The organism is Haloarcula amylovorans (genome assembly GCF_004681185.1).
GTDB classification, from domain to species: Archaea; Halobacteriota; Halobacteria; order Halobacteriales; family Haloarculaceae; genus Haloarcula; species Haloarcula amylovorans.
Genome location: NZ_SRIF01000002.1, coordinates 1,325,029 through 1,338,283 on the forward strand (window position 1 = coordinate 1,325,029; position 13,255 = coordinate 1,338,283).

The 13,255-nt window shown below is 63.5% G+C and carries 11 protein-coding genes; 7 read left to right on the forward strand and 4 right to left on the reverse strand.

What is annotated here, in order from left to right:
* Positions 1–24: 24 nt before the first annotated feature.
* The 6 genes from E4S61_RS14020 to E4S61_RS14045 all read left to right on the forward strand — a co-directional run bounded on the left by E4S61_RS14020 (position 25) and on the right by E4S61_RS14045 (position 7,562).
* Positions 25–1,923 carry a 2-oxoacid:acceptor oxidoreductase subunit alpha gene (locus tag E4S61_RS14020; RefSeq protein WP_135304549.1) on the forward strand — a complete coding sequence of 633 codons (1,899 nt, stop codon included), beginning with the start codon at positions 25–27 and terminating at the stop codon, positions 1,921–1,923.
* Between the two features lie 2 nt (positions 1,924–1,925).
* The gene (locus tag E4S61_RS14025) at positions 1,926–2,864 is read left to right on the forward strand and encodes a thiamine pyrophosphate-dependent enzyme (RefSeq protein ID WP_135304550.1); all 939 of its coding nucleotides are present in this window, start codon (positions 1,926–1,928) and stop codon (positions 2,862–2,864) included.
* Positions 2,865–2,957: 93 nt separating this feature from the next.
* Positions 2,958–3,386 (forward strand): HTH-type transcriptional regulator LrpA1, encoded by a 429-nt coding sequence (gene lrpA1, locus E4S61_RS14030; RefSeq protein ID WP_135304551.1) that lies wholly within the window; start codon positions 2,958–2,960, stop codon positions 3,384–3,386.
* 35 nt (positions 3,387–3,421) lie between these two features.
* Entirely contained in the window at positions 3,422–4,951 is a 1,530-nt protein-coding gene (locus E4S61_RS14035) for a DHH family phosphoesterase (RefSeq protein WP_135304552.1), read from the forward strand.
* A 37-nt stretch (positions 4,952–4,988) separates the two neighbouring features.
* Positions 4,989–5,786: a CBS domain-containing protein gene (locus E4S61_RS14040; RefSeq protein WP_135304553.1), complete on the forward strand. Its 798-nt coding sequence runs from the start codon at positions 4,989–4,991 to the stop codon at positions 5,784–5,786.
* A 72-nt stretch (positions 5,787–5,858) separates the two neighbouring features.
* Positions 5,859–7,562, forward strand: coding sequence for a methylmalonyl-CoA mutase family protein (locus E4S61_RS14045; protein ID WP_135304554.1), 1,704 nt, complete (start codon positions 5,859–5,861; stop codon positions 7,560–7,562).
* 1 nt (position 7,563) lies between these two features.
* Here the strand turns inward: E4S61_RS14045 and E4S61_RS14050 are convergent, their stop codons facing one another.
* The 4 genes from E4S61_RS14050 to E4S61_RS14065 form a co-directional block, all read right to left on the reverse strand.
* The gene (locus tag E4S61_RS14050; protein ID WP_135304555.1) at positions 7,564–7,845 is read right to left on the reverse strand and encodes a DUF7520 family protein; all 282 of its coding nucleotides are present in this window, start codon (positions 7,843–7,845) and stop codon (positions 7,564–7,566) included.
* Between the two features lie 203 nt (positions 7,846–8,048).
* Positions 8,049–9,848: a cbb3-type cytochrome c oxidase subunit I gene (locus tag E4S61_RS14055; protein WP_135304556.1), complete on the reverse strand. Its 1,800-nt coding sequence runs from the start codon at positions 9,846–9,848 to the stop codon at positions 8,049–8,051.
* A 68-nt stretch (positions 9,849–9,916) separates the two neighbouring features.
* Positions 9,917–10,261: a DUF6684 family protein gene (locus E4S61_RS14060; protein WP_135304557.1), complete on the reverse strand. Its 345-nt coding sequence runs from the start codon at positions 10,259–10,261 to the stop codon at positions 9,917–9,919.
* 48 nt (positions 10,262–10,309) lie between these two features.
* The gene (locus tag E4S61_RS14065) at positions 10,310–10,705 is read right to left on the reverse strand and encodes a DUF7541 family protein (RefSeq protein ID WP_135304558.1); all 396 of its coding nucleotides are present in this window, start codon (positions 10,703–10,705) and stop codon (positions 10,310–10,312) included.
* 143 nt (positions 10,706–10,848) lie between these two features.
* Between E4S61_RS14065 and E4S61_RS14070 the strand changes: the two genes are divergently transcribed.
* Positions 10,849–13,248 (forward strand): DUF7527 domain-containing protein, encoded by a 2,400-nt coding sequence (locus E4S61_RS14070; RefSeq protein WP_135304559.1) that lies wholly within the window; start codon positions 10,849–10,851, stop codon positions 13,246–13,248.
* The last annotated feature ends 7 nt before the right edge of the window (positions 13,249–13,255 follow it).

A 13,255-nucleotide genomic window follows, 5' to 3' on the forward strand; every position in this document is an offset into this window, starting at 1 on the left:
ACAGCTGGGGCCGAGGATTTCACCATGACAGACAACGAACTAATCTGGCGAATCGCTGGCGGTTCCGGTGACGGAATCGACTCGACCAGCCAGAACTTCGCGAAGGCCCTGATGCGTTCGGGACTTCACGTTTTCACACATCGTCACTACCCGTCGCGCATCCGGGGCGGCCACACGTACGTAGAGGTACGCGCAAAGGACGAACCCGTCCAGTCGCGCGGCGACGGCTATAACTTCCTGCTGGCGCTGGGCGACTCCTTCGCCCGGAACCCGCAGGACGAAGCCTACTACGGCAAAGAGGAACTGAAACCCCTGTACGAGAACTTCGACGAACTCCGAGAGGGCGGCGTTCTGCTCTACGACGAGGGGCTGCTCGACGAGTCGGACGTCGAGGAGATAGAACTCGAAGAACACGCCGAGGAGAACGGCTGGCACCTCGTCCCGATGGACCTCCGTGGCCTCGCCAAGGAACACGGACGCGAGATCATGCGGAACACGGCGGGTATCGGTGCGACCGCCGCTATCCTCGACATCGACACCTCGGAGTTCGAGCAACTCATCGAGCAGAACATGAGCGGGGACATGCAGGAGGCCAATCTCAACGTCCTGGAGGACGCCTACGAAGCGGCCTCGGAACTCGACATCGACCACGATATCGAGGTCCCCGAGAACTCTCACGACGAGGAACAGGTCATCCTCTCCGGTTCGAACGCCATCTCCTACGGTGCGCTCGACGAGGGCTGTCGGTTCATCTCCGGGTACCCGATGACCCCGTGGACCGACGTCTTCACCATCATGTCCCAGCACCTGCCGGAGTTCGGCGGAATCTCCGAACAGGTCGAGGACGAGATCGCCGCGGCAGCGCTGGCACTGGGGGCCTCGCACATGGGCGTCAAGTCCATGTCCGGGTCGTCCGGCGGTGGCTTCGCACTGATGTCAGAACCGCTCGGTCTCGCAGAGATGACCGAGACGCCGCTCGTGCTGGTCGAAGCGATGCGTGCCGGTCCCTCGACCGGGATGCCGACCAAGCCCGAACAGGCCGACTTAGAGCACGTCCTGTACACTTCACAGGGTGACTCCGCGCGCGTCGTCTTCGCGCCTGCGAACATCCGTGAGTGTTACACGCAGACGCGCTCGGCGTTCCGAATCGCCTACGAGTACCAGATTCCGGTCATCGTCGTCTACGACCAGAAGATCCAGGGCGAGCTCCGGAACATGCCGGCCAGTCACTTCGACGAGGAGCCAAACGCCGACCCTGGGTCCGTGCTGACCGAAGACGAGATTCAGGACGCGGCCCACCACGCCTCGGGCAAGTTCCAGCGGTTCCTCCACGAACCGGCGGACGGCTCGAACGTCAGTCCGCGCTCGGTCCCCGGCCAGAAGGACGGCCGCTATCTCGCGACCGGGAACGAGCACAACCCGTCGGGCCACATCAGCGAGGACCCCGAGAACCGCATCGCCCAGATGGAGCGTCGGATGAACAAACTCGACGACATCCGGTCTGACCTCGACGAGAACACGAGCCACCAGACCTACCACGGGCCGGAAGACGCCGACCACGGTATCCTCGTCTGGGGGAGCCAGCAGGACACCGTCTTCGAGTCGGTCGACCGACTCAACGAGAACGGTCACTCCGTGAAGGCGCTGGGCGTCTCCGACATGATGCCCTACCCCGTCGAGGAAGTCAGCGACTGGCTCGACTCCGTCGACGAGGCGCTGGTCGTCGAGATGAACGCCTCGGCGCAGTTCCGCGGGCTCACGCAGAAGGAGATCGGCAAGTACGGCGACAAGCTGTCGAGCTTGCTCAAGTACAACGGCAACCCCTTCGAACCCGAAGAGATCGTCGAGGGCTTCGAGACCAGCATCAACGGCGAGGACCTCGCCGCGAGCAACATGAAGTACCTCCCCGCAGCGGGTGACTAACTATGAGTGCATTCAGCGCAATCGGCGACGACCGCGAGATCGATAGAGACGAGTTCACACCGGGAATCGAACCGCAGGCGACCTGGTGTCCGGGCTGTGGCGACTTCGGCGTCCTCAAGGCGCTGAAACAGGCCATGCCGGAAGTCGGGCGCAACCCCGACGAGGTCGCGCTGTTTACCGGTATCGGCTGTTCGGGCAAACTGAACAGCTACTTCAACAGCTACGGCTTCCACACCATCCACGGCCGGTCGCTGCCCGTCGCCCGGGCCGCGAAACTGGCCAACCCCGAAGTCGAAGTCATCGCCGCCGGCGGCGACGGTGACGGCTACGGTATCGGTGGGAACCACTTCATCCACACCGCTCGTGAGAACCACGACATGACGTACATCGTGTTCAACAACGAGATCTTCGGCCTGACGAAGGGACAGACGTCTCCGACGTCGCCGAAGGGCCACAAGTCCAAGACGCAGCCCCACGGGTCGGCCAAGACGCCGATCCGGCCGCTGTCGCAGTCGCTCAACGCGGGCGCGACCTACATCGCCCGCACCGCCGCCGTCAACCCGAACCAGGCGAAGGAGATCATCGCCGAAGCCATCGAACACGACGGCTTCGCGCACATCGACTTCCTGACCCAGTGTCCGACCTGGAACAAGGACGCCAAGCAGTACGTCCCTTACACGGACATTCAGCAGTCCGACGACTACGACTTCGACGTCTCCAATCGGAAGGAGGCCTCCGAGATGATGTTCGAGACGGAGAACAAGCTCCACGAGGGCGAAGTGCTGACCGGCCGCTACTACGTCGAGGACGGCCGCCCCTCCTACGGACAGGAGAAGCGCCAGATCGGTGAAATGCCCGATGAACCGCTCGCAGAGCGGTACTTCGACGAGGACGCCGAGTGGGAGCGGACCTACGACAACCTGCTCGAACACCACAAGTAAGCGCTGTCGCGGTCAGAACGACGCATCTTCGGCGGCCAGAATCCCGGTTTCTGGTTCGGAAGATATTTTTTCTTGCATCGTAAATATTGGTCCATGAGTGCCGAGTCTACGGAGCGTCGGATCCTGTCTGTCCTCGAAGAGGACGCACAGGCATCATACGCGGAGATCGCCGACCGGGCCAACGTCTCGAAGCCGACGGTCCGAAAGTACATCAAGAAACTCGAAGACGAGGGCGTCATCGTCGGGTACTCTGCAGATATCGACCCGAAGAAACTCGCCGGACAGTCGATCGCGATGGTCGGCATGGACGTCGCCAGCGAACGCTATGTGGAGGCGACGCGCAAGCTCAAAGACGTTCCCGCCGTCGAGGCGCTGTACACGTCGAGTGGTGACCACATGCTGATGGCGGAGGTCCGGGCAGACGACGGTGATTCCCTGGCCGCCGTCATCGAAGAAGAGATACTCACGCTAGACGGTGTTACCGCCGCGCATCCATCGTTCCTGCAGGAGCGATTGAAGTAACGGGTTTTTAGGGACTCCAACGCCGACAGAGAGCTATGCCGTCTCGGTTGGTACTGGGAGCCGGATCCACCGCACTCGCCCTCGTCGACGCTCTCAGTGACGACAACGGATCGATTCACGTCGTGACCGCCGACGAGCACCGTGCCGAGACACTGCGAACCGAGGGGACCGCCGTCACCGTCGGCGACACTGCAGACCGTGCTGTCCTCGACGGACTCGACGTCGTCCCGGAGACGGTCATCGTCGCCACCGAGGACGCCGCGGACAACGCCGCCGCATCGGTCGTCGTCGGCGACCTATTCTCCGAGGCCTTCTGCCTGTGTTATACCGGCTACGACGTATCACTGGAACAGCGGGCCGAGATCGAGGCGAACGCCGACAGGGTCGTCGATCCGTCGAGTATCATTACCGAGCGACTCAGTCGGACGGTCGGGACCGACGGGACCCGCGCCCGACAGCTCCAGCGCGCGCTCCGAGACGTCGAGGGTCACCTCGCTATCGTCACGCACGACAACCCGGACCCCGACGCCATCGCCAGTGCCGTTGCCCTCGGGAAGCTGGCCGAACGGGTCGGCTGTACCGTCTCGGTCTGTTACTACGGTTCGATCTCTCACCAGGAGAACCGCGCGTTCGTCAACCTCCTGGAGTACGACCTCGTGAACCTAGATGCCGAGGACCCCGACGTTCTCGACCCCTACGACGGGTTTGCGCTCGTCGACCATTCCCGCCCCGGCGTCAACGATCAGTTACCGGAGGACTTAGACGTCGATGTCGTCATCGACCACCATCCGCCCCGGTTCCCCGTCGAAGCCCGGTACGTCGATTTGCGGAGCGCGGCCGGAGCGACGAGTACCCTCCTCGTGGATTACTTTCAACGCTTCGAGATCGAGATTCCAGAACCCATCGCCACGGGACTACTCTTTGGTATCCGGGTCGACACCAAGGACTTCCGGCGAGAGGTCTCGGCCGAGGACTTCGAGGCCGCCGCTCACCTGGTCTCGCGGGCCGACATGGGAGCGCTCCAGCGCATCGAAGACCCGAGCGTCAGCGCCGAGACGCTCTCGATAATCGGTCGTGCCATCGACAACCGCGAACAGGAGGGGTCGGTGCTGTTGAGTTGCGTCGGCGAACTCTCCGATCGGGACGCGCTGGCACAGGCCGCAGACCGATTGCTCGACCTCGAAGACGTACAGGCGACGATGGTGTATGGCGTCCTCGACGGTACCATCTTCGCCTCTGCTCGGGCGCGCGGGGCCGACATCGACCTCGGCGAGGCGATGCGCGACGCGTTCGGCCAGATCGGGTCGGCGGGCGGCCACGCAGACATGGCCGGGGCACAGATCACGCTCGGCGTCCTCGATTCCGTCGAGGACCGCGAGGAGTCGCTCGAAGATATCGTCCGCTCGGTCGTCAACGACCGGTTCCTCGACGCCGTGCAGTCCCGGTCACACCGCCTGCTCGGGAGCGTCTACACCGCCGCGGAGTTCGGTCCGGAGACGTACGCGGAGGTCACGAGCGACGTGGACGCGACGCTGATCGAGGATGCCGACACCGAAGAGGAGTAGCCGAGGCTTTTTCTCGCTCGGTGGAGTACTCGGAGCGATGGAAGAACCGAGTCGTCCGACAGTCGGGGAGTACATGACCCGTGACGTGGCGACTGTCGAACTCGACGACACCGTCGCCGAGGTGGCGAAACGAATCGCCGAGAGTGATGACTTCAGCGGCTTTCCGGTCACGGACGGCCGACGCGTCGAGGGGTTCGTCAGCGCCCGTGACCTCTTGCTCGCGGCCGACCACGAGCCAATGTTTCGAGTGATGAGCGAGAATATCCTCGTTGCCCACCCGGACATGGCCGTTCAAGACGCCGCCCGGGTCATCCTCCGGTCGGGCATCCAGAAGCTTCCGGTGGTCGACGACGCGGGCCATCTCGTCGGCATCATCTCGAACGCCGACGTGATTCGGTCACACATCGAGCGAGCCACGCCGGACAAAGTCGACAAACTCGGCCGAACCTTAGAGAACATCCACGATATCACGTCCCACGAAGACCACCGGAAGGTGACACTTTCGGACCTGACGCCGACGCAGACGACCGTGTACGCGGACGAACTAGAGGGACGAGTCTACGAACTCGAACGCGGACTGGCCGAACCGCTCGTCGTCATCGACAACGACGGGGACCTTCTGTTGGCCGACGGACACCACCGCGTGAAGGCGGCGGCCCGGCTAGATGTCGAGGAGATGGACGCCTACGTCATCGTCCTCGACGAACCGGTCGAACTGGGGATGGCCGAGACGGCCGCCGACTCAGACCTCGAACGCATCGACGACATCGAAGTGGTCGATTACGCAAGACATCCGCTCGTCGAGACGACACAGCGGTTACAGGACGAGGAGTGAACTCCCCGGCGGCGCGTGCGTGCAGTCTCGGTCGCCCGAACACTCTTGCTAACTGGTGACAAATTGCGTGGTATGTTCGACGAGGAGGACCTCCAGTCGATTCGAGAGTCGAAGGCCGAGTGGGAAGCCGAGACGCTCGACCCTGCCCTCTCAGCCTACGGCGAACGAAGTGACCGGTTCGCCACCGTCTCCAACCTCGAAGTAGACCGCCTGTACACCCCACTGGACGTAAGCAGTATCGACTACGAGGACGACATCGGGTTCCCAGGCGAGGAACCGTACACGCGCGGCGTCTACCCGACGATGCACCGTGGTCGCCAGTGGACGATGCGTCAGTTCGCCGGGTTCGGCACCGCTGCCGAAACTAACGAGCGGTTTCACTACCTCATCGACGAGGGGCAGACGGGGCTCTCGACGGCTTTCGACATGCCGACCCTGATGGGAATCGACTCCGACGACGCGATGGCCGACGGCGAGGTGGGCAAGGAAGGGGTCGCCGTCGATACGCTCGCGGATATGGAGCGCCTCTTCGACGGAATCGACGTGGGCGAGGTCTCCACCTCGTTCACCATCAATCCGAGTGCCCCAGTCATCTACGCGATGTACCTCGCGCTGGCCGACCAGCAAGACGTCCCGCGCGAGGAACTCCGGGGCACACTCCAGAACGACATGTTCAAGGAGTTCATCGCCCAGAAGGAGTGGGTTGTCCCGCCGGAACCCTCGCTGAAACTCGTCACGGACGTCATCGAGTTCGCCTGTCGGGAGACGCCGAAGTTCAAGCCCGTCTCCGTCTCGGGCTATCACATCCGCGAGGCCGGATCGACCGCCGTCGAGGAACTCGCTTTTACGCTTGCGGACGGCTTCGCCTACGTCGAAGACTGCATCGAGCGCGGCCTCGACGTCGACGCGTTCGCGCCCCAGCTCTCCTTTTTCTTCAACTCGCACAACTCCATCTTCGAGGAAGTGGCGAAGTTCCGCGCGGCCCGGCGCATCTACGCGCGCGCGATGGACGAGTGGTACGGGGCTGAGACCGACGCGAGCAAGCAACTGAAGTTCCACACTCAGACCGCCGGTCAGTCGCTGACCGCCCAACAACCGCTCAACAATATCGTTCGCGTGACGATTCAGGCGCTCGCTGGCGTACTGGGCGGCACACAGAGCCTCCACACCAACAGCTTCGACGAGGCGCTGGCACTCCCGAGCGAGGAGGCCGTTCGGGTCGCGCTCCGCACCCAGCAGATAATCGGTGAGGAGTCGGGTGCGGCCGACATCGTCGACCCGCTTGGCGGCAGTTTCGCCGTCGAGGCGCTGACCGACGAGATGGAGGAGAAGGCGATGGCCCACATCGACCACGTCCGCGAAGAACTGGGCGATGGGTCAGTGAGAGAGGGTGTCCTAGCGGGCATCGAAGAAGGCTACTTCCAGCGGGAGATACAGGACTCGGCCTACGAGTACCAGGAACGCGTCGAACGTGAGGCGGAAGTCGTCGTCGGCGTCAACGCCTACGCGGTCGAGGAGGAGACCGAACCCGAGGTACTGAAAGTGGACGAAGCGGTACAGGACCACCAGCGCGAACGGTTAGCCGAGGTCAAAGCCGACCGGGACGAGAGCGAGGTCGAGGCCGCGCTCGACGGCCTCAGAGCCCGGGTCGAGGCGGACGAGAACGTGATGCCCGCCGTCGTCGAGGCCGTCAAAGCGTACGCGACAATGGGCGAGATAATGGCGGTGTTCGAAGCGAAGTACGGGAGCTATCGCGAGACGGCAGGCGTGGCGTGAGTTACTGCGGGTCGCGTTCCCGGGACGTTCCCTCGGTGTGACGGGAAACGTAGACGACCAGTGCCAACAGTATTCCCAGACCGGCCCCGACAGTTCCGACGCCGTAGAGCGCGACGCCGAACGGCGTCGGCGGGAGTTGGATGACTCCGAACAGTTGCGGGTCGAGGTCCGCGGGCCGGATGGTTCCCAGCACGAATCCCATCACGCCAGCCAGCGCGACGATGATGACGTACAACTGGGCGACGACCTTCTCGCCGGGCGTCCCCGCAGGCTGTTCAGTCATATCGGTTCGTAGGCGAGCGAGACGATTAGCCTTTTTCACTTCGGTCCCGTAGTCCCGCTATGTCACAGAAGGAACTGCTGTTCGTCGTTCTCGCCGGGATCGCGTTGATGATGTTCGTGACGGCGATCGTCCTCGTCTCGGGTGCGGCGTGACCTCACCGGTCGAACGATCGTACGCGAAAAAATCGTCGAGCGTCGCTGTCGTCAGTTGTCGTCGCCGTCGTCTTCCGGCTGCCCGCCGTCGGTCAGCATCGACTGCTCTTCTTCGTCTTCACCGCCGTCCGTGACGGCGGTCTGGAGCTTCCGGTCGAACCACTGGAACTCGCGGTCGAGCATGTCGTCGCGTTCGAGGTTCCACGGGTCGCCGTCCTGGACTTTCGGCGCTTCGAGCCAGGACTGAACGACGTTCCAGACGAAGAACAGCTGGCCGATGAAGAGGATCACCGCGCCGACAGAGGCCAGGATGTGGAACGTCTCGACCTGTGCCAGCGGCGCGATTGCACCGTTGAACTCGTAGGTCGCGTACCGGCGCGGCATTCCGAGGTAACCCAGCGCCAGCATGGCGAAGAACGTAAGGTTAGTTCCGATCATCGAGAGCCAGAAGTGCGCTTTCCCGAGGGTGCGCTGGTACATCCGGCCGGTGAAGATGGGGAACCAGTAGTAGATGCCGGCGAAGGCTGCAAAGCCGATAGCGCCCATCACGATGTAGTGGAAGTGGCCGACGACGTAGTAGGTGTCGTGAAGCACCATATCGACGGGGATGGCGGCGAGGAAGATGCCGGTGACGCCGCCGATGATGAAGTTAGAGACGAACCCGATACAGAACAGCATCGGCGTGTTCAGGCGGAGGCGGCCGTTCCACATCGTCGTGATCCAGTTGAACGTCTTGACCGCGCTCGGTATGGCGATCGCCAGCGAGACGGCCATGAACGAGGCTCGCAGGCGCGGGTCCATGCCCGTCGAGAACATGTGGTGGGCCCAGACGCCGAAGGAGAGGACGCCGATTGCGAGCGTCGAGTAGACGACGAACTTGAAGCCGAACAGTTTCCGGCCCGAGAACTTCGGCAGGATGAGGCTCACCAGTCCCATCGGCGGGAGGACGAGGATGTACACCTCGGGATGGCCGAAGAACCAGAACAGGTGTTGCCACAGTAGCGGACCGCCACCCTCGACGGCGAAGAACGCCGTCCCGAGGTTCCGGTCGAGCAACAGCATGACGATGGCGCTTCCGAGCAGCGGGAACGCAAAGAGGATGAGCGCCGACTGGGTCAGGATGGTCCACGAGAAGATATCGAGGGTCGCCCAGCTCACCTCGGTATCACGCTCGGTGAAGATAGTGGCGATGAAGTTGATCGCACCCATCGTGGCGGCGACACCGGAGAGGTGCAGCCCGAGCAACATCAGGTCCACGCCAGGGTTTGCCTGCTCGGCGGATAGCGGCGTGTACATCGTCCAGGCGGTCTGGGCGGGCTCTATCATGTTCTCGGTGACCGGTGCGAGGAAGAACCCGGCCCAGATGAGGAGTGCCGCCGGGGGGAGCAACCAGAACGCGATGGCGTTAATGCGCGGGAACGCCATGTCGTCGGCCCCGATGAGTAGCGGGATGAAGTAGTTCGCGAACGCCGCGATAATCGGCGTCCCGAACAGGAACAGCATCGTGATGCCGTGACTGGTCATAATGGAGTTGTACGCGCTCGTCCCCAGTAGCGCACCACCCGGCGTGACCAGTTGGAGGCGAATCGCCATCGCCATAATGCCACCGACCGAGAAGGCGATGATGCCGTACAGTCCGTACAGCAGTCCGATGTCCTTGTGGTCGACCGTGGTTAGCCAGCGAATGATTCCTGTGGGTTTCTCCCGATGCACGACGGTTTCACCCGTCGCGGTTCCGCCGCCCGCGAGTGGCGTATAGGACCGCCAGTTCTCGATGCGCGTGAGTAGCGCGGCGACGGCGACGAGGAGGAAGGCCATCAACCCCGTCAACACTAGATCTCCTGCTGCCATAATGGCACCTCAGAACTGGGCGATAATGAAAGGGGCGGTTCCGCCGCGGTTCGCTCGACTGCCCTCGATTAGTTGTCGTCGCTCTTGCCGTCTTCGAGGGCGCGTTCGTCCTCGACGCCGGTGTCGTCGAGACCCGTCACTTCGCCTTCCGGTTCGTTGGTCGCACTGGCTTGCTGGGCGTTTCTCTCTTGTTTCTCGGCGTTCTCGATGGCCCGACCGGCGTAGTAGGTCAGGACGGCTAGCAGGAAGAACGTCGAGAGCATCAGCGTGAACTGGAGTCCGGTGAAAACCGGATCGGTACCGAACGCGGGCACGACTGCGAATACCCCCACGAAGAAGAGGAGGATGCCCAGCGGGATGACGTTGACAGTGAGGTCAAGCAGGGTGTCCTTTTCGAACCCGAACAGTGCCATGTATGTCTCCGGGTTAGCGCAGGCCGGTAAATAGACTGTTGGTTTCGCTCAGACTTTGGTCTGTTCGAGGACCGACCCGACGCCGCCCATCGCCACCATCACGACGCCGGCGACGACGACGGCCACGAGTCGGGTGAACAGCGGTCCTTCGCCGATGTTCGCCACCGTGAACGCCGACATCGGCAGTTGGAGGACGCCGATCACGAGCGCGAGGACGGCCAGAATCCCGCCGACGGCAAGCAGTGTCGGCCACGGTCGTGCGGCGTAGCCCGACTCGGTGAGGATGCCGGCGATACTTCCGCCGAAGAGGATGAGACCGAACACCGCGACCGGGAACAGGCCGATGAAGACGCCGATCTCCGAGAGTGTCAGTCCGAGGGCGACGAACACCGGCCACGGACTGGCCGTCCGATACTGGTCGCTCAACCCCGGTTGCTCTTCCATACCCGAGATTGGAAACGCGGCGACATATGCCCATCGGAGTCCTGCGACCACGGGACGAGCGCGAGCCAGCGGAGCGGTCGCCCCTTGCCACGTGTCTGACAGGGGCACAAACTATTTGTCTGCCATACGGTTTGATGAAGGTAATGAGCACGCGCACGGTAGAACTGGTTTCAGAGTGGGAGTCGGTGCCCTTCGAGGGCGGGTACGCGGGGCTTCAGGCTCTCGCCGACGAGGAGTTCTCCGGTGCCGTCATCAGCGGGCCGACACGGCTGTTCATGTTGCGCGGCACGGTCGTCGGCATCGTAGACGGCGATATCGAGGACTTCGAGGACGGGGAGGGGACCGCCCGGCAGGCACCCCACGAGGCGCTCCCGTTGCTCGCGGTGATGCAAGAACGAGCCGACGAGGTCCGGGCGAAGTACTATACGCAGGACACGCCCATCTCCGAGGTGAACGAGACGCTCTCGGACGGCAACTTCACCGGGTTCGTCGAACTCTCGGAGAACGTCCTCTCGGGCGATTACTACCAGGTCTACCACGGCGGCCGGTCGATGAGCGTCGCCTGGGTCGGTAGCGCCGACCGCCTCATCACCGACGACGACGCATTCGAACAGGCCGACGACGAAGTCGGTATCTACGAAGTCAAACCGGTCGAGATTTCGCCCATCGAAATCCCGGAACCCGCCGAACCGGATACCGGAGGAGCGGCGGCTGGGGCTACCGGGACCGTTGAAGTGGACGACGACAGTGCGAACGAAGCCGAGACGGAACCGACGACGAGCGAGTCCGGAGCGTCGGCCGACGCGACGACGGAACCGATCGTGTCAGGCGAGTCGGTCGATACTGACGACTCAGACGGGACAGCCGACCAGTCCGAGTCGCCGACGGCGACCGACGCGACGGATAAAGCAAGCGACGACCCGGCGAGCGAGCGAAAATCCGGGCCAGCGACCGGCGGGCCACCCGGATCGAAGGCGGCAGGCACCGACCAGGGAGTCGCGGGACCCGATACCGAACGACAGCAGCCGAATCCGTCGACAGAGACGGACGAGCACGAGCAGACGGACGAATCCGAGGCGACCGAGTCGACGGATTCGACGGCCAGCGATCCGACAACGGTCCCGTCCGAGTCGTCACAGCAGTCCTCACCGGAGACGGCCAAGACGACAGCGAGTGCCGAGCGCGCGTCCGAGGCGGACGGTCCCGCCTCGCAGTCCTCGCGCGGCAGCGATTCGACGACCTCGGGACCAAAGGACTCGACAGATTCGACGCGGCCGCCGCAGACGGCATCGGAAGCCAGCGAGGCCACCCAGTCGCCGACAACGGCGAGCGGCACCGGTGGCGCGACCGGCGACGCGACCAGCGGCGCGACGACGACGGACCTCGAAACCCGGTCGATTCCCTCGCTGGACCCCGACCGTTCGACGGCGGCCACCACCGAGACGACAGAGTCGGCGACGGCGGCGGCCGCTTCGAACGACGTCGAATCGCCGGTCACTCAGCAAGAGCCGGAGACGGCGCGTTCGACGGACGCAACGAGTTCGGCGGCACAGTCACAGGTGACCAACGAACAGCCAGACCAGCCAGCGACGGACCGTCAACGGGAACGGGTCGAAGAAGTCGAGAGCGAACTCGACGCCAAGGAGGCCGAACTCGGCCGGCTGCGAACCGAGATGGACGACCTCTCGGCGACGAACGACGAACTCCGTGCCGAACGCGACCGGCTCCAGACCGAACTCGACGAGGCGAAGACGGAGATTCAACGGCTGGAGCGACGACTCGGCGACCTGCAAGAGGACGCTCCCGACGCCGGGACGCGACTGACCCCGGCAGAAGCCATCGATGGGACGAACCTCTTCGTCCGGTATCACTCGAAGGGGGAAGCGACCTTGGAGAAAGCTCACGCCGGTGATGCCGACCGCTCGCAAGTCGAGGAGAACCTCCGGCTGGAGTACCACACGCAGTTCGACGGAACCGACGCCGTCGTAGACGGCGAACCGTTCGAGACGTTCCTCCAGGGAAGCATCCACTACCGGTTCGTCGATTGGCTCGTGCGGAACTTGCTGTACGAGATTCGCGATACCGGGCACGCCAGCGCGATGCGCGTCCTGTACGACGCCTTACCCGAGATCGACCGCGCCGAACTCAACGGGAACGTCTCGGTCACCTACACCGAGGACGGGAAGCAACACCGCTCACAGGAGCAGTTCGACGTGGTCGCTCGCGACCGGATGGGCAATCCGCTGGTCGTGGCGAACATCAACGACTCCCGCCAGCCGGCGACGGACGGACAGATGACCGATATCGTCCGCGACGCCGAACGGGTCGGCAACGCGTCGGGGTCGCTCGCGGCGGCGTTTCTGGTCACGAGTAGCTTCTTTGAGCCCGGTGCGCTGGAGACCGCAGAGGAAGCGACCTCCAGCGGGCTGTTCAGCCGCGATAAGCGAAAGAGCTTCGTGAACCTCTCGCGGAAAGACGGCTACCACCTCTGTCTGCTCGAGGCGAGAAACCGGGAGTTCCACCTCGCAGTACCGGAACTGTAGAGAACGG

Bases quoted from the DNA above. Each gene is read 5' to 3' on its own strand.
- lrpA1 (WP_135304551.1), top strand. From the start codon at position 2,958: ATGAGTGCCGAGTCTACGGAGCGTCGGATCCTGTCTGTCCTCGAAGAG.
- E4S61_RS14070 (WP_135304559.1), top strand. From the start codon at position 10,849: ATGAGCACGCGCACGGTAGAACTGGTTTCAGAGTGGGAGTCGGTGCCC.
- E4S61_RS14060 (WP_135304557.1), bottom strand. From the start codon at position 10,261: ATGGCACTGTTCGGGTTCGAAAAGGACACCCTGCTTGACCTCACTGTC.
- E4S61_RS14040 (WP_135304553.1), top strand. From the start codon at position 4,989: ATGGAAGAACCGAGTCGTCCGACAGTCGGGGAGTACATGACCCGTGAC.
- E4S61_RS14045 (WP_135304554.1), top strand. From the start codon at position 5,859: ATGTTCGACGAGGAGGACCTCCAGTCGATTCGAGAGTCGAAGGCCGAG.
- E4S61_RS14020 (WP_135304549.1), top strand. From the start codon at position 25: ATGACAGACAACGAACTAATCTGGCGAATCGCTGGCGGTTCCGGTGAC.
- E4S61_RS14065 (WP_135304558.1), bottom strand. From the start codon at position 10,705: ATGGAAGAGCAACCGGGGTTGAGCGACCAGTATCGGACGGCCAGTCCG.
- E4S61_RS14055 (WP_135304556.1), bottom strand. From the start codon at position 9,848: ATGGCAGCAGGAGATCTAGTGTTGACGGGGTTGATGGCCTTCCTCCTC.
- E4S61_RS14035 (WP_135304552.1), top strand. From the start codon at position 3,422: ATGCCGTCTCGGTTGGTACTGGGAGCCGGATCCACCGCACTCGCCCTC.
- E4S61_RS14025 (WP_135304550.1), top strand. From the start codon at position 1,926: ATGAGTGCATTCAGCGCAATCGGCGACGACCGCGAGATCGATAGAGAC.
- E4S61_RS14050 (WP_135304555.1), bottom strand. From the start codon at position 7,845: ATGACTGAACAGCCTGCGGGGACGCCCGGCGAGAAGGTCGTCGCCCAG.